The sequence below is a fragment of the Fluctibacter corallii genome, from assembly GCF_025751585.1.
GTDB classification, from domain to species: domain Bacteria; phylum Pseudomonadota; class Gammaproteobacteria; order Enterobacterales; family Alteromonadaceae; genus Fluctibacter_A; species Fluctibacter_A corallii.
Map to the genome: position 1 here is coordinate 568568 of NZ_JAOWKX010000002.1, position 15404 is coordinate 583971.

Here is a 15404-nt window from a genome sequence, read left to right on the forward strand (position 1 = left end):
AAATTTTTCTGTTATGATTATCTTAAAAGTATCACCATATGTAGTAAAATTACAACTTTTTAGTTACATAAATACAGATATCGACAAGAAAGTCAGCACCGCTGACAGTCAAATGATACTGGCTAAATTGTCAAAATGTTACAACAATGGTACACAGAAGCGCTCCTTCAGTGGTAATGTGAGCACATGAGCATAAGATTATTATAAGTAAGTTTCATAAGTGCGTATGAATATTCTTGAAAAAATAACACAGCAAAAAGCGGCGTTCAGCAAGTCTGAAAGAAAGGTGGCAGAGATTATTCTTGCCGACCCACAAACCGCCATTCACTCTAGCATTGCTACGTTGGCAAAAATGTCTGATGTATCTGAGCCGACCGTTAATCGCTTTTGTCGTCGCCTAGATACAAAAGGGTTTCCTGACTTTAAATTACATTTAGCGCAAAGCCTTGCTAATGGTACGCCTTATGTTAATCGTCATGTAGAAGAAAGTGACGGCCCTGATGAATATACCAAAAAGATTTTTGAATCGACGATGGCCTCGCTTGAAGTCGCGCGACAGTCTGTAGACGTCAATAAAGTCAACCGTGCCGTAGACTTGCTAACACAGGCTCAAAAGATTTCGTTTTTTGGTCTGGGTGCCTCAGCGTCTGTTGCACACGATGCATTGAACAAATTTTTCCGTTTTAATGTGCCCGTTGTCTATTTCGAAGATATTTTGATGCAACGTATGAGCTGCATGAACTGCAACGAAGATGATGTGGTGGTGCTAATCTCTCATACGGGACGCACCAAGAGCCTAGTTGAAATAGCCCAGATTGCGCGCGGTAACGACGCTACCGTTATCGGGATAACGTCTGAAGCCAGCCCTCTCGCTAAAGAGTGTAATTTGGTGTTATCTCTTGACGTACCTGAAGACACCGACATGTACATGCCGATGGCATCACGCATAGCGCAGCTTACATTAATTGATATTCTGGCAACAGGCTTTACATTGCGCCGCGGTGGCAAATTTCGAGAAAATTTAAAGCGCGTCAAAGACACCCTGCGTGGTTCACGATACGAGAAAAGACAAGATTAAAAAGAGCCGATAGGCTCTTTTTTTGTTAAATAATTTCACTTTTCATCACTTTTCCACTACCATTTTGTAATAAAATTACAGTTATGGGTAATGGACGTATCAAGACTTTCTTACCGTTTCTGTAATTCATACCGAATTCAATGTACTGTGACAACAATGTCATGGCAATGTTAACTAGAGTGAAAACTATGTTAAGAAGAACGAAGATTCTAGCGACACTGGGTCCAGCAACCGATACATCAGAAAAAATCGAAGCCATTATCAAAGCGGGCGCGAATGTCGTTAGAATGAACTTTTCTCACGGCTCGGCAGAAGATCATATCGCCAGAGCGCAACGTGTCAGAGACGCCGCGAATAAACTCGGTAAATACGTGGCTATTCTAGGTGATCTACAAGGGCCGAAAATACGTGTCGCTCGATTTAAAGAGGGTGCGGTTAAATTAGCCATTGGGGATGCGTTTATTTTAGATGCTGGGTTGGAAAAAGACGCCGGATCACAGAGCGCAGTTGGAATAGACTATAAAAATCTGCCCAACGACGTCAGCAAAGATGACATTCTCCTACTTGACGACGGCCGTATTCAGTTAAAAGTTGAACGGGTTGATGCCCTTAAAATTCATACCGTCGTCACTGTTGGCGGCAAACTATCGAACAACAAAGGCATCAATCGATTGGGTGGAGGCTTGTCTGCCCAAGCATTAACAGACAAAGATAAGGAAGACATCAAAACCGCAGCCAAAATGGGCGTAGATTATTTGGCGGTATCGTTTCCACGCAGTAGTGCCGATCTTAATTATGCACGAGAGCTAGCGCAGCAAGCTGGGTGTAATGCACAAATTTGCGCAAAAGTAGAGCGTGCAGAGACGGTTGCCAGTGATGAGGCTATCGACGACATTATTGAGGCGTCTGATGCTGTGATGGTGGCACGTGGAGATTTAGGAGTTGAAATTGGCGATGCCGAGTTGGTCGGCGTACAAAAGAAGCTGATTTCTCGCTCTCGTCAGCTTAATAAAGTCGTTATCACGGCTACGCAAATGATGGAATCGATGATTTCAAGCCCAATGCCAACACGTGCAGAAGTGATGGATGTGGCCAATGCGGTATTAGATGGAACAGATGCCGTGATGCTGTCGGCTGAAACTGCCGCGGGTGAATATCCCGTTGAAACAGTAGAAGCGATGTCTCGCGTATGCGAAGGTGCAGAGACCCACCCTAGCGTAAAAATATCAAAACACCGTATTGACGAATCTTTCACTACAATCAGTGAAACTATCGCACTATCAACAGTCTATGCTGCAAACCATTTATCGTCTATTAAAGCGTTAGTGGCACTAACAGAAAGTGGCAAAACCCCTCGCCTGATGTCGCGCATAACCACATCGCTACCTATTTATGCGCTATCTCGCCATGAAACGACACTTAACGCAATGGCCTTGTATCGCGGTGTTAAACCCGTCTATTTTGATTCTCGCGGGAGTGAGCCAGGTAAACTTAAAAATGATGTGATTGACGTATTGACGAAAAAAGGCCTGCTAGAAAGCGGTGATCTGTTCATTATGACGTATGGCGATCAAATGGAAACCATCGGTTCTACCAACGCGTGTAAAATCGTTACCGTGCCATAGCGCGTTATTCTTCATAGTTACACCAATGTGTCGAGTCAGCCTTTATAAACTGAAATACTCGACACATTGTGTGGTTTTTACGCCCAATGCTCAAAAAACGCTTCGTGCTCAATGTCTCTTCTTGGCTTTACGTCAACCGATGGTGTCCCTAAATACAGAAAACCCACAATTTCGTCTTCTGCTTGAAGGTTGAACGCCTTTTTCACCGTTTCGCTGCGTGCATATGGACCTGTTCGCCAAATACCATTAAAACCTTGAGACAAGGCCGCCATTTGCATTGCCTGTACGGCGCAAGATGCAGATGCGACTTGCTCAACCCAAGGCACCTTCTCATGCTCTGTAAATTTTGCAATCGCAACAATGATCATCGGCGCCCTTAATGGCAAACTGGGAGCGCGTTCGATATCCCGCTCACTAAAATGTTCTTTTTTGGCTGCATCTAAATAGATATCGCCTAATCGCGTTAACCCCTCGCCTTCACACACAACAAACTGCCAAGGGCGCAAACACGCATGATCGGGTGCCCGTAAAGCCGCGCGTTTAATGATGTCTAACGCCTCTCCAGTAGGCGCAGGAGCCTCTAATTTCGGGCAAGAATGTCGATTTACAAGCAGTGATATTGCATCCATCAAATGGTTTCAACCTTTATTATTATGGGAAGTCTGGCGCTAGTATCGCAATCTGGATATTCAAATCAAGTGATTAGTCAACTGTGACAGCGTTTTGAATGCGCTTGTTTAAGAAGTAATCAGCACTGGTGTAACGGCCACCACCAGTAAAAAATAGTATTACCAACATAATGAAATACGTAGCCGTAAACTCTATGCCATTTTTAAGTATGGTGACTCCCCCCGTTTCACTTAACCAAGAATAATTGCCATATTCTTTAAGGATCGATATCGCCATTTCTCTACGCTCATTGGCGCCTTGAATCAAATCTTCACGCCACTCCCAAGGCACGGTGAGTGTTGATTCAGGTAAAATATGCCAGCCATGCTGCCAATGAACAGTTAGCGCAGCGACGACCATTGTAACCATTAACGGAATTGATATGAGTCTTGTCGCAAATCCAAACAGTAACAACCAACCACCAAAAAATTCAGCGCCCGCGGCTAATGCAGTCATTACTTCAGGAAACGGAAGGCCCAGCCCCCATTCGCTATTACCCATCCAAGCGGCAGTGTCACTAAAATTAGTTAGTTTATTGTGGCCCGCCATGATAAAAATGGGTGCTAAATACAATCTTAATAATAATGGTCCGAGCCCGTCTATACTAAGGAGTATGTTAACGACATTTCGGTATTTACTGTGCAGTGAATGAATGGTCATGATGTCTCATTATGATAATGTTCACATTAATACCACTATAGACAGAAATAACGCCTTTTCTATTTCAACTATTTACGTCATGAATCAAAAAAAACAATCCAGTCCCCTCGAGCGGCTATACGCAAAGAAAAAAAAGAACGTAAAAGCATCTAAGCGTAAAGCTGATTTATTACGCACATACGCAGATGACAACCATAAAGCTATCGCGATGGTAATCAAGCATTGGCTGGAACAAGACGAAAAATCAACAAGATAAAACTTTTTTACATTTCTGGACTGGTGATTCTATTTAGAATCGTTAGGATATAGGCGTTAAAAATTTTCACATAAGGCAAGTAGCTTAATGACAACAAAGAATAGTTGGACGAAGTCATTTTTTCTGGGACTTTGGACGGTCCTGAACGTTAGTCGAAAAGCATTTTTCAATATCATTTTTATATTGATAATCGTTGGTATTTTCGCGGCAATGAGCGGCGATGATGGAAAAGTCATGATACCGAAAGACACGGCGCTGGTGTTAAATGTAAGGGGAGATATTGTCATTGAAAAACGCAATGTTGACCCTTTCGAAGCCTTTATGTCTGAGGCGTTCGGTCAAAGAGAGGAAAACCCCGAAGTCCTATTACGCGATTTGGTCTTCGCTATCGATCAAGCAAAAGAAGACAACCGCATTAAAGCCCTCGTGCTCGATTTACATGAAATGAATAACACTGGGTTAGATAAATTGTCACAATTTTCAGGCGCAATCGAGCGCTTTAAAGAAAGTGGCAAACCAGTCTATGCAATTGGCGATTATTTTACTCAGGAGCAATATTATGTTGCGAGTCATGCCGACCACGTGTACATGAACCCGATGGGTTATATGCTGCTTGAGGGATACGGCCGTTACCGCATGTATTTTAAGTCGGCTTTAGAGAAACTGAAGGCCTCTACTTACGTGTTTCGTGTAGGCACGTATAAGTCTGCGATCGAACCTTATATTCGTGACGACATGTCTGACGCTGCGAAAGAAGCAAATCAAGAATGGCTAAATGCATTATGGATGCAATACAAAACCGACGTTGCTGCAGCCCGAGGGTTTGACGTTAACAACTTCGACGATCAAGTTGAAAGTTTTATGGCGAAATTTAAGGCAGTTGACGGAAGTTTTGCAAAGTATGCGCTGGAATATGGTTGGATAGATGCCATAAAGTCTAGAGAAGATATTCGAGATGAATTGATTGCCATTGTCGGCCTTGACGAAAAAGAGGTCAATTTCAGCGGCATTGATTTTGATAATTATTTAGATACTGTTAAAGGCGTTCCTTTCCCACCTATAGGCAATAACAATGTAGGTATTGTGGTTGCCAAGGGCGTTATTTTAAACGGGCAGCAACAACCTGGTGATATTGGTGGTGACAGCACAGCCAACCTACTCAGACAAGCAAGGCTTGATGACTCTATTAAAGCGGTTGTGATGCATGTTGACTCTCCCGGTGGAAGTGCATTTGCATCAGAAGTCATTAGACAAGAAATAAAGAATCTTCGTAATGCAGGCAAACCTGTTGTTGCAGTAATGAGCACCTATGCTGCCTCTGGCGGTTACTGGATTTCTGCTAGTACCGATGAAATTTGGGCTGCGCCGAGCACAATTACTGGCTCAATTGGCGTTTTCGGCATGTTTATGTCGTGGGAGAATTCACTTTCTCACATTGGTATTCACACTGATGGTGTTGGTACAACCGACTTCGCTGGTATGGGATTAACACGAGAATTAGACCCAAGAATTGGCAATATTATTCAGTATTCTGTTGAGAACACTTATGATCAATTCTTAACTATTGTTTCAGAAGGACGTGATATTCCGAAAGCCCGCGTAGACGAGATTGCCCAAGGGCGAGTTTGGATTGGTTCACAAGCCAAAGAACTTGGGTTAGTCGATAATCTTGGTTATTTAGACGATGCAGTTAAATCGGCAGCACAACTTGCCAATCTAGAGACTTACGACACCAAATACGTTGAAAGAGAATTGTCGCCTAAAGAAAAATTCTTGAGAGAGTTGTTCGGTCAATCTGCGGCGCTGGTAGGTAAAGTCAGTATCGCTCAGAGCAATAGTGCATTAGTCGGATTAGTTAAAGATGTGATTTCTCGTTTTGACGCGCTTGCCAAACTCAATGATCCGAAAGGCACCTACGCATATTGCATAATGTGTGAGATGTAATCTTTTACAAGGTTCTCAGTTATCGTTAGTATAGCCGCCCAAATGGGCGGCTTGTTTCTATGAACGATTTAATTTCAATTGCAGAAGAACGAATAAACCAGTGCTATTCGATAGCAAATGGTTTTTTTAATCAGCATTTTCCCCTTCCCACCGTATCGTTAAATCAACGCGGTAAAATTGCTGGCAGTGCTAACTTTCAACGCAACCATATTAAGTTGAACCCTGTTTTGTTCTCAGAAAACAGATCCGTGTTTGAAAGTGAAGTGATTCCACATGAGGTTGCCCATTTAATCACCTACCATCTTTATGGCAAGGTTAAGCCTCATGGTAAAGAGTGGCAAAATATAATGACTCAGGTATTTTACCTACCTGCTACCGCTACGCATCAGCTTTGCGTCAAAAACGTTCAGGGCAAAACCTTTTCTTACAAATGTGATTGTCAAACCATCTCCTTAACTGTGCGCCGACATAATAAAATCATACGAGGCGAATCCCAGTACCGCTGTAAGAGGTGCAACGCAGTTTTGGTAGCCGCAGGCTAACCTAACGCTCGCTTTCGACGTTGAAAGATTCAAATGCTTTTCAGTTTCTGTGATGAAATTTAGGCAAAATTTATTGTTGAATGTAACGTTTGAACTGAATGTTGACCAATAGATATGGGCACTAGATTCTTTGCGTACTTGATATTCGCTGCGGTAAATGCATCTCGGTCTTGCTCCGATGAATAATGATATACCACTATTCGATTCAAAATACTGGGATCATACTGGCTTAGCAATTCATCTAAGGACGTGTGGCTGGGATTGCTTTTTATACAGCAATCGTGAAAAATAATCTCAGTTCCAACCAAATAATGCAAAATTTCAGGAATAGGTTTGGTGTCACCCGTATAAAAAAGCACACCAGGCATATGTAACGCAAAGCTCGATTCAAATTTATGATGTCTTGTGGGTACAACTGATAAGTTGATAGCATCGAACCAGAAATTGTCTTTTACTGGCATAATATCGAGTACATCCCACACATTCACACCAGATTCAGCTACACCAACATGCCCTAGGATATCATGTAGTCGGTTTATCAGCGCAACGGGTACAAATAATTTAGGGCGTTTTCGTTGGAAGTACGACTGAAAGAAGAGTTGCTCTAATCCGCTAATGTGATCAAAATGCAAATGCGTAATAAAAATATATTCAGGCAAAGAGCCATGGTAGTGAGATTTATAGCGAGATAACGAATCATGCCCACAGTCAATCATTAACCACGGCATGCCAGATTTATTAATTACGCATGAAGAACAACCTAGCAAACTGTTCGCAGAGCCTACACCTAAAAACGTAACGCTATACACTGACACTCCCCCATCAGTACAAGAGAAACGATCTCGTTAAAGAGCGAAAACGTAAATCAGCGATGGACGCATTGTAGCGGGAAGTCGTTAAGTGAACTACCCAGCGACATTGCTTCGCTCTGATCACTGGGCTTCAACAGTTTAGCTTTGAGGCTAGGCCGCTTCTTTTTTCTCAGATCCTTCAACTAACTTCGATACCTCGAAGACTTTCATTTTAATGGCTGATTTATGCTGAGATGTGGGTATTACCCTTGCGACGATTTCAGCCGCAATTAAGTCTAATTCACCTGTTTTAGCGATACTCTTGGCCGCAGACAGATCCCGACTTTGATAAGTGGCGCACGCTGTACAGGTGAAATATCGTTCGCTCAATGACAGCACATGGCGCTGGCCGCACTCACTGCAAATCCCTGTCGATTTCTCAAAGCGGCCAATTTCGTGATAGAGCTTGCCTTCTAGGTCTGCTTTGTACTTTGCAAGCTGGGTAATTAAACCCATCACGTTATCGGCTACCATGCTACCGTTGAACTGTTGCATCGCTTTTACGTTTAAATCTTCAAACACCAAAATACCAGTTTCGTTGGTTATCTGTCGTGACACTTGATGCGCAAAGTTGAGTCTTTGCCTTGAGATTTTACCGTGTAATTTATTGATGCGTTGTTTGGTTTTTTGCCAGCGATTCGAGCCTTTTTTTCGCCTTGAAAGCTGGCGTTGCAAGTGGGTTAACTTCTCTTTTGATTGCCTTAAGAACTTCGGATTGTCGGAGACAAATCCGTTTGAACCAACTACCGTCTGCTTCGAGTTAATATCAAAACCTGTGATGCTCGTTAGCCGATTTTTGGCGGTTTTGCATTCTACCTCTTGAGTGATGCTGCACTCCCATCTGCCGTGACGGTATTGAATCGTGACGGTCTTAATTTTACTTACCAAGTTACGGTGTAATACGATTGGCACTTTACCTACTTTTGGGATGCTAATAGTGCGATTTTCAATGCGGATGCAATTGGAATTATTCACTGCTCGAAAGCTATCGTTATGAAGTTTCTTTCTCTTGTAAGAGATCTTATGTTTCGGAAAACGCTGCAATCGACCTTTTGAGAAAGCGTTCTTTAGTGCCGCTTCCAAATCTCTCGCGACTTGTTGTGCTGCTGCTGAATCAAACGTTTTTATCCAAGCGAACTCCTCAAAAGACTTTAGTTTTTTGAGTAATGAGGCCATATCCTTGTAAAAAAAGAACGTCTTATCGTAATCGTATCGACGCATAGTTTCAGACAATAACAGATTCCAAATGCCACGGGCTGTTGCGCCAAACTCAATGAGCTTAACTTCCTGCTCTGGCGTTGGATTAAGCCTGTAATTATATCTGAGCGTCTTTTTCATATACTGTATACACCACTGTATAAGAGTGGATTGTCAAGATGGATTATCAAACAAAATCACACTGCAAATATCTGATAGCTTTGCACTTGATATTGGTTGTTAAATACAGAAAACCTCTGCTGTAAGAGTGGATAGGTGATTTCGTTAAAGATAAGCTACTTGATATCTCGCGCCGCTCTGACTTTGACGTCGTAGAAGTTGAAATTGATCTAGACCATATCCACATGTTAATCCGAATCGGAACTAAATATTCTATTGGGCAACATGTCTGGAGAATTAAGCAGGAAACAACCGCTAAAATCTGGAAATCACTTCCATACATTAAAAGGCAGCTTTGAGTAAAGAAGACATTTTGGTCAGATGGCTATTTCGTCTGCTCAGTAGGTAACGCTAGTACAGATACCATTCGAAAATATATTCAAGAACAAGGTTAGCCGATTCATCCCCGCGACATCGCTTCGCTCTGATCACGGGGTTTTCTCGGCAACATTAGATAAAAATGACACGGATTTCTAAACACTACCGAAGCAGCTATAACCACTGCTTAACAAACACTTTGTCTAATTCATCAAATGCTGTTTTGAGTAAAATCGCGAGCTCTTTGTATCGAGGACGAGATTTAACCGCCTCCACTCTACACCCTTCTGCTAGCATCTTTTGGTGAACATCTGCGTACCATGCACGCGTGGAAGGTGGCAGAGGTTGCTGTGAACGGTAGCCAAGCCACATTAGCCCTTGTAAAGGTAAACTGACAAAAAACAATCCCAACGTAAGGGCTTGAGGCAAAAAGTCTACACCATAAAAACTAACAAATGCAGCCGTTACCACGATTGCGATAGGAGGCATAACTTTGATGCCAAGTTTTGTTGCTGCAATCACCCGATTCTCTGGGAATAAGGCATAGAGTGCCTTTTGGTTCGGCCATAACTGCATGTAATCCTGACCATCCCTGAGAGTAAATGAAAGTGACTGAGACATAGTAAACCTACATTAAATTAGCACAACTTTAAGGGTACGCATTTATGAAGAAAAACGCTAATCCCTTCTGTTATATAAAAGTTGATATTCATACTATGTGTGCATTTATCGCCCTCCGCCATGCCGACTAAACCTGAGGGCAAAGCTAAAATGATTTGAGCGAAAGCACAGCAAAACAGCGACAATACATGTTTGTCTTCTACGTACATTTTTAAAAATCGTTTACTTGATTATTAAAAAATTGTCCCAATCTAGCTTTCAACGATTAGTTTTACTTGAGTGTTAACATTTCTTACTATTTACGCTCAACACGATACTGGAGAAACGCATGTCTGAAGCTAGACACGTAAAATTGCTTATTTTGGGCTCTGGTCCTGCTGGCTATTCTGCCGCTGTATACGCAGCGCGCGCTAATTTAAACCCTGTATTAATTACCGGTATTCAACAAGGTGGACAGCTCACTACAACGACTGAAGTTGAAAATTGGCCAGGCGATCCAGAAGGTCTGACAGGGCCTGATTTGATGGTCAGAATGCAGAAGCATGCTGAAAAGTTTGATACAGAAATTATCTTTGATCATATTAATGAAACTGACCTGTCTAAACGTCCATATACCCTTAAAGGAGATAATGGTACGTATACGTGTGATGCACTTATTATTGCAACGGGTGCGTCGGCGAAATACTTGGGCATGGAATCTGAGCAAGCATTTATGGGTAAAGGCGTGTCAGCGTGTGCAACCTGTGATGGGTTCTTCTATCGTAACCAAAAAGTCGCCGTTGTCGGCGGTGGTAATACTGCCGTTGAAGAAGCCCTTTACCTGTCTAATATTGCCTCTGAGGTACACGTAATTCACCGTCGCGACACCTTCAGAAGTGAAAAGATTTTGTCAGATCGCCTACTAGACAAGGCAAAGAATGGAAACGTAACGCTTCACCTAAATCGTACCTTAGATGAAGTATTGGGCGACAATATGGGTGTCAACAAGATCAGAATCAAAGATACTCAATCAGACAATACAGAAGAACTTGATGTAATGGGTTTATTTATTGCCATTGGCCACAAACCTAATACTGATATATTCGCAGGCCAGTTAGATATGAAAGATGGCTATATTAAAATTAATAGCGGCCTAGAAGGCAACGCCACACAAACGAGCGTACCTGGTGTATTTGCGGCGGGAGACGTATGCGATCACGTGTATCGTCAAGCGATCACTTCAGCAGGAACAGGATGTATGGCGGCATTGGACGCTGAAAAATATTTGGATGCACTAGAAGACTAATAGTGTTACCTAAAAAGATTCAATGTAATAATGAGGCTTCTTGAGGGAAGCCTTTTTTATGATTCATTTACACCAACTAGACAACAGACCGATATTTCCATCACCCCACCATGCCCTAGAAGAACCAAATGGTTTATTAGCATACGGCGGTGACTTGTCGGTTAAAAGGCTGATAGAAGCCTACCGACACGGTATATTCCCTTGGTTCAGTGAAGGGGAACCCATTCTTTGGTGGAGTCCGAATCCAAGGGGCGTGCTGCGCTTGACAGATTTTCACGCAAGCAAAAGCCTCAAGAAAGCCATTCGTAAACACGACTATACTGTGACTATTAATCATGCGTTTTTAGATGTTATTAATCAGTGTGCCACCATTGCCAGAAGAGAAAATGGGACCTGGATTACTGAAGAAATGGAGACTGCCTACTATCGTTTACACGCGCAGGGCATAGCCCATTCAATAGAAGTTTGGAGAGAGCAACGTATAGTTGGCGGACTTTATGGTGTGGTTACCGGTCGTACGTTTTGTGGGGAGTCTATGTTTAGTTTAGAAAGTAACGCGTCAAAGGTAGCCTTTTATTACTTAGTCGAGCACATGCGCAAACACAGAGGTGCTTTTATTGATTGTCAAATGCAAACCCCTCACCTCGCCTCTTTAGGCTGCACAGAAGTCAGCCGTGCCACGTTTTTAAGCATGTTAAACGATAGCCATTCACACTCTTTCAGCCATGATGTTTGGCAACCAAGTACAATCGAGGTTGATTTGTGAGATTTGGCCTAACACAAGAGTTTGATTGTAGTTACCTCAGCGACCAACGTGAACAACTATTGGTACTCGTTGAAAACGAACAAGCCCAGGCCAAACACTATGACATCTTAATTGGTGCGGGATTTCGACGTAGCGGCGAACAAATTTATCGCCCTCACTGTACTGCGTGTCACGCATGCCAATCCTTGCGGGTACTGGCCTCGTCGTACTCTCCAAGTAAGAGCCAAAAGCGGATCACCAATAAAAATAGCGATATTACCGTCGTGGCGAGTTTGGATGAAAAGCCAGCCTATTACACACTCTATGCGCGTTATATCAATACTCGGCATCGAGATGGGTCGATGTACCCTGCCAGTGAGCACCAATATCGCAGCTTTATCAGTAGTCAGTGGTGCCAAACGCTGTTTTTTGAATTTTACCATCATGATAAATTGATTGGGGTTGCCGTAACCGACTTGCTCGCGAACGCACTTTCAGCCTTGTATACGTTTTTTGACCCAGATTACACTTATCGCTCTGTTGGTAAATTTGCCATCATTAAACAAATTGAATATGCACGTAAAAAAAATATCCCTTATGTATACTTGGGGTATCAAATTGATGCCTGCGAAAAAATGAACTATAAGCGTGAATTTTATCCACATGAGCGATTTATTGACAATAAATGGCATTATTTTTCAAAAAAATGATGTTTGCGCTTTACACCGCCATACTTATTGGGCAAAATCTGCGCGGCTTTTTTTACGATATTTGAGGTAAAATTTTTAGATGGCGAAAGAAGATTGTATTGAAATGGAAGGTACAGTGTTAGATACACTGCCAAACACAATGTTCCGTGTAGAATTGGAAAATGGTCACGTGGTTACTGCTCACATTTCTGGTAAAATGCGTAAAAACTACATCCGCATCCTAACGGGCGATAAAGTAACTGTTGAAATGACGCCTTACGACCTAACAAAAGGTCGCATCATCTATCGCGCCAGATAATAACGGTTTCATCTCTTTGAGATGCAGAACCCGGCATTAGCCGGGTTTTTGTTTATCTGCCATACGCCTGCTTTAGCATTTTAGCGTTGCCACGTTTTGATGATGATACCTTAGCCAGTGGCTTTTGCGAGTGAAAATAGCGTATAGAAGTTTTTGGTTGTAATGCTTGCTAATTCCTCTACCGACACACCCTTTAATTCTGCGATAAACTCAGCGACTTCACGAACATAACCGGGCTGATTCTGCTTGCCTCGATAAGGCACAGGTGCCAACCAAGGTGAGTCGGTTTCTATTAATAGACGCTCAAGTGGAATTTTTCTCACAACGTCCTGTAACTCTGTTGCGGTTTTAAAGGTAACAATACCAGAAATAGAAATGTAAAAACCTAATTCAATCGCTTGCTCTGCCATTTCCCAAGACTCAGTAAAGCAATGTAAAACACCCTTAGTATTGTTGTCTAAGTATTTATTAAGCAACGCAATGGTATCTTCACGTGCGTCACGCGTGTGGATAATTAGTGGCTTTTCAAGTTGATTCGCGACTTTAATGTGGTCGATAAAAGACTGAATCTGCACCTCTTTCGTGTCGTTGCTATAGAAATAATCCAATCCTGTTTCGCCTATCGCTACGACGTTTTCGGCACTGGCCATCTCTAATAGCGCCTCGTAGGAAGCGGCATCTTCTTGATGTAGCGGGTGCACGCCACATGAAATGCTCACATCTGGAATATCACTAACAGCCTTTGCCATCGCAGGAAAATCCTTGAGCGAAACAGAAACACAAAGAAAATGCTCTACCCCTCGCTGTCTGGCGAAGTGGAGTGTTTCACGCAATTGCTCAGGTGTTTGGTCTAGGCGATCTAAGTGGCAATGGGAATCAACTAGCAAGTTGCTCTCCTATTCATAAATTAACGGTTTCAAGTATTCTAAACAGGCTAACCAACTGAAGTTGTTTGTTTACACCTGTTTGATTTAAGCGTTCAAAAAGCTGACGACAAGCATGGTAAGAGTCAAGTATTTGCATAGATGGCGACTGGGCAGCATTAATTTTACATAAATGTAATGCCCATGTTGCACAGGCTATCGCATGTGTCTCCCATTTCTGAGCCATTGCGACACTGCTCATTTTCCCTTGCTTAAAAGCAGTAATATCCTGAATAAACTTATCGTAGGAACACTCTGGCTCCGACAACGCCTGTAAAACTCGCTCGGGGATACAATGGTAAGCATCAAGCAATGAATCTGGTGTATTCTCGTATCCTTCAACACTTAACCATGCGTTAAGCTCTGATTTTTGAGGGGTGGGCACACTGTGCTTTTCACATCGACTGGCGATCGTGGGAAGCAGCGAATTCACTTTTTCCGTCAGCAATATTAAATAGGTGTTGTCTGTGGGCTCTTCAAGGGTTTTAAGCAGCGCATTTGCAGCAGACTCAGTCATACTGTGTGCATCATACATTACCATGACTTTAGCACCTGATAACTGCGATGTACCCGACAGCTTATTAGAGACCTCTCTGATTGCATCCACACCAATGGACTTCTCAGGAATAACCTTTAAATAATCAGGGTGAGATCCAGACGCCAGTAGCAAACAGGATTTGCAGGTGCCACATGCCCCTTCGATACCTGTATTGGAACACAATAATGATGCCGCTAATTGTTCCGCGAGTTCCTCAGAAAAAACACCCCTTTCACCACTTAGCACAATACCGTGATGCAACGTGTTATTTAACACACGTTCATTAAGCGCGTTAAAGGGCGTGTTGAGCCACGATTTTAGCATCATACGTGGCTCTGTAAGTAGCGCGTTATCGCTTCAGAGATATCTGCATGTACCTTTTCCATCGGCTGAGATGCATCAATGGTCACGATACTGCTATCATGCATGGCGAGATCTAAATAACGTTGACGTGTTCTTTCGAAAAATGCCAAACCCGCACGTTCAATTCTGTCAAGTTCACCTCGCCCTCTCGCACGTTCTAGCCCCAATTCAGGTGCAATATCTAAATACAGCGTTAAATCAGGCTTAAAGCCCTTAAGAGTAATTTCTTGCAAAGGCTTAAGAATCGTATCGGGTATTTCTCTACCACCACCTTGGTAGGCTTGTGAAGAGAGATCGTGTCTGTCTCCCACTACCCAAGCCCCTTCATTTAACGCAGGTTTTATGACATTTTCAACTAATTGCACTCGTGAAGCGTACATAAGGAGCAGTTCGGCTTCTACGGTTACGTTTTCTGTCGCCCAATCCCCCTTCACGCACTCTCGAATGGCTTCTGCCATAGGCGTACCGCCGGGCTCTCGTGTATTTACCACGTCTATGCCCTGTGCTTGGATTAATGTGTTAATCAAATTGAGCGCGCTACTTTTACCTGCGCCCTCTAACCCTTCGACAACAACAAATTTACCCTTCATCTATCTATACT

The 15404-nt window shown here is 42.8% G+C and carries 17 protein-coding genes and 1 pseudogene; 10 read left to right on the top strand and 8 right to left on the bottom strand.

What is annotated here, in order from left to right; genetic code table 11:
* Window positions 1–226: 226 nt before the first annotated feature.
* Both OE749_RS06070 and pyk read left to right on the top strand, forming a co-directional pair.
* Entirely contained in the window at window positions 227–1078 is an 852-nt protein-coding gene (locus tag OE749_RS06070; RefSeq protein ID WP_263711513.1) for a MurR/RpiR family transcriptional regulator, read from the top strand.
* A gap of 188 nt (window positions 1079–1266) precedes the next feature.
* Window positions 1267–2703, top strand: a complete 1437-nt coding sequence (gene pyk / locus OE749_RS06075; RefSeq protein WP_263711461.1) for a pyruvate kinase — start codon at window positions 1267–1269, stop codon at window positions 2701–2703.
* A 77-nt stretch (window positions 2704–2780) separates the two neighbouring features.
* On the opposite strand, the gene OE749_RS06080 is transcribed toward pyk, so the two are convergent.
* Window positions 2781–3332, bottom strand: a complete 552-nt coding sequence (locus OE749_RS06080) for an NAD(P)H nitroreductase (RefSeq protein ID WP_263711462.1) — start codon at window positions 3330–3332, stop codon at window positions 2781–2783.
* Between the two features lie 73 nt (window positions 3333–3405).
* Entirely contained in the window at window positions 3406–4032 is a 627-nt protein-coding gene (locus tag OE749_RS06085) for an HvfX family Cu-binding RiPP maturation protein (RefSeq protein WP_263711463.1), read from the bottom strand.
* On the opposite strand from OE749_RS06085, the gene OE749_RS06090 reads away from it, so the two are divergent.
* The 3 genes from OE749_RS06090 to OE749_RS06100 all read left to right on the top strand — a co-directional run bounded on the left by OE749_RS06090 (window position 4031) and on the right by OE749_RS06100 (window position 6774).
* A complete protein-coding gene (locus OE749_RS06090; protein WP_263711464.1) occupies window positions 4031–4288 on the top strand; it encodes a hypothetical protein in 258 nt (85 codons plus the stop codon). The genes OE749_RS06085 and OE749_RS06090 overlap by 2 nt on opposite strands.
* 87 nt (window positions 4289–4375) lie before the next feature.
* Complete coding sequence (gene sppA / locus OE749_RS06095) at window positions 4376–6232, top strand: signal peptide peptidase SppA (protein ID WP_263711465.1); 1857 nt, start codon at window positions 4376–4378, stop codon at window positions 6230–6232.
* A gap of 59 nt (window positions 6233–6291) precedes the next feature.
* Window positions 6292–6774, top strand: a complete 483-nt coding sequence (locus tag OE749_RS06100; RefSeq protein ID WP_263711466.1) for a SprT family zinc-dependent metalloprotease — start codon at window positions 6292–6294, stop codon at window positions 6772–6774.
* Between the two features lie 59 nt (window positions 6775–6833).
* Here OE749_RS06100 and OE749_RS06105 read toward each other — a convergent pair whose 3' ends face one another.
* Window positions 6834–7583, bottom strand: a complete 750-nt coding sequence (locus OE749_RS06105; RefSeq protein WP_263711467.1) for an MBL fold metallo-hydrolase — start codon at window positions 7581–7583, stop codon at window positions 6834–6836.
* 153 nt (window positions 7584–7736) lie between these two features.
* A complete protein-coding gene (locus OE749_RS06110; RefSeq protein WP_263711468.1) occupies window positions 7737–8963 on the bottom strand; it encodes an RNA-guided endonuclease InsQ/TnpB family protein in 1227 nt (408 codons plus the stop codon).
* A 131-nt stretch (window positions 8964–9094) separates the two neighbouring features.
* On the opposite strand from OE749_RS06110, the pseudogene tnpA reads away from it, so the two are divergent.
* A pseudogene (gene tnpA, locus OE749_RS18600) lies at window positions 9095–9397 on the top strand (IS200/IS605 family transposase).
* 97 nt (window positions 9398–9494) lie between these two features.
* Here the strand turns inward: tnpA and yfbV are convergent.
* On the bottom strand, window positions 9495–9941 hold the full coding sequence (gene yfbV, locus OE749_RS06115; RefSeq protein ID WP_263711469.1) for a terminus macrodomain insulation protein YfbV: 447 nt from the start codon (window positions 9939–9941) through the stop codon (window positions 9495–9497).
* Window positions 9942–10269: 328 nt separating this feature from the next.
* On the opposite strand from yfbV, the gene trxB reads away from it, so the two are divergent.
* From trxB to infA, 4 genes are all read left to right on the top strand, one after another.
* A complete protein-coding gene (trxB, locus tag OE749_RS06120) occupies window positions 10270–11226 on the top strand; it encodes a thioredoxin-disulfide reductase (protein ID WP_263711470.1) in 957 nt (318 codons plus the stop codon).
* Window positions 11227–11284: 58 nt separating this feature from the next.
* On the top strand, window positions 11285–11992 hold the full coding sequence (aat, locus tag OE749_RS06125) for a leucyl/phenylalanyl-tRNA--protein transferase (RefSeq protein WP_263711471.1): 708 nt from the start codon (window positions 11285–11287) through the stop codon (window positions 11990–11992).
* Window positions 11989–12681, top strand: a complete 693-nt coding sequence (locus tag OE749_RS06130; protein WP_263711472.1) for an arginyltransferase — start codon at window positions 11989–11991, stop codon at window positions 12679–12681. Before aat ends, OE749_RS06130 begins: the two co-directional genes overlap by 4 nt.
* A 79-nt stretch (window positions 12682–12760) precedes the next feature.
* Window positions 12761–12979: a translation initiation factor IF-1 gene (gene infA / locus OE749_RS06135; protein ID WP_008844395.1), complete on the top strand. Its 219-nt coding sequence runs from the start codon at window positions 12761–12763 to the stop codon at window positions 12977–12979.
* A gap of 110 nt (window positions 12980–13089) precedes the next feature.
* Here infA and OE749_RS06140 read toward each other — a convergent pair whose 3' ends face one another.
* The 3 genes from OE749_RS06140 to tmk are packed head-to-tail and all read right to left on the bottom strand — an operon-like array spanning window position 13090 to window position 15393.
* Complete coding sequence (locus OE749_RS06140) at window positions 13090–13866, bottom strand: TatD family hydrolase (RefSeq protein ID WP_263711475.1); 777 nt, start codon at window positions 13864–13866, stop codon at window positions 13090–13092.
* Between the two features lie 13 nt (window positions 13867–13879).
* Window positions 13880–14767 (bottom strand): DNA polymerase III subunit delta', encoded by an 888-nt coding sequence (holB, locus tag OE749_RS06145; RefSeq protein WP_263711476.1) that lies wholly within the window; start codon window positions 14765–14767, stop codon window positions 13880–13882.
* The gene (gene tmk / locus OE749_RS06150; protein WP_263711477.1) at window positions 14764–15393 is read right to left on the bottom strand and encodes a dTMP kinase; all 630 of its coding nucleotides are present in this window, start codon (window positions 15391–15393) and stop codon (window positions 14764–14766) included. Before tmk ends, holB begins: the two co-directional genes overlap by 4 nt.
* Window positions 15394–15404 lie beyond the last annotated feature (11 nt).

What these genes read in the sequence shown, in the direction of transcription:
- OE749_RS06070 (WP_263711513.1), top strand. Translation starts at nt 227, where the DNA reads ATGAATATTCTTGAAAAAATAACACAGCAAAAAGCGGCGTTCAGCAAG.
- pyk (WP_263711461.1), top strand. Translation starts at nt 1,267, where the DNA reads ATGTTAAGAAGAACGAAGATTCTAGCGACACTGGGTCCAGCAACCGAT.
- OE749_RS06080 (WP_263711462.1), bottom strand. Translation starts at nt 3,332, where the DNA reads ATGGATGCAATATCACTGCTTGTAAATCGACATTCTTGCCCGAAATTA.
- OE749_RS06090 (WP_263711464.1), top strand. Translation starts at nt 4,031, where the DNA reads ATGATGTCTCATTATGATAATGTTCACATTAATACCACTATAGACAGA.
- OE749_RS06085 (WP_263711463.1), bottom strand. Translation starts at nt 4,032, where the DNA reads ATGACCATTCATTCACTGCACAGTAAATACCGAAATGTCGTTAACATA.
- sppA (WP_263711465.1), top strand. Translation starts at nt 4,376, where the DNA reads ATGACAACAAAGAATAGTTGGACGAAGTCATTTTTTCTGGGACTTTGG.
- OE749_RS06100 (WP_263711466.1), top strand. Translation starts at nt 6,292, where the DNA reads ATGAACGATTTAATTTCAATTGCAGAAGAACGAATAAACCAGTGCTAT.
- OE749_RS06110 (WP_263711468.1), bottom strand. Translation starts at nt 8,963, where the DNA reads ATGAAAAAGACGCTCAGATATAATTACAGGCTTAATCCAACGCCAGAG.
- yfbV (WP_263711469.1), bottom strand. Translation starts at nt 9,941, where the DNA reads ATGTCTCAGTCACTTTCATTTACTCTCAGGGATGGTCAGGATTACATG.
- trxB (WP_263711470.1), top strand. Translation starts at nt 10,270, where the DNA reads ATGTCTGAAGCTAGACACGTAAAATTGCTTATTTTGGGCTCTGGTCCT.
- aat (WP_263711471.1), top strand. Translation starts at nt 11,285, where the DNA reads ATGATTCATTTACACCAACTAGACAACAGACCGATATTTCCATCACCC.
- infA (WP_008844395.1), top strand. Translation starts at nt 12,761, where the DNA reads ATGGCGAAAGAAGATTGTATTGAAATGGAAGGTACAGTGTTAGATACA.
- holB (WP_263711476.1), bottom strand. Translation starts at nt 14,767, where the DNA reads ATGATGCTAAAATCGTGGCTCAACACGCCCTTTAACGCGCTTAATGAA.
- tmk (WP_263711477.1), bottom strand. Translation starts at nt 15,393, where the DNA reads ATGAAGGGTAAATTTGTTGTTGTCGAAGGGTTAGAGGGCGCAGGTAAA.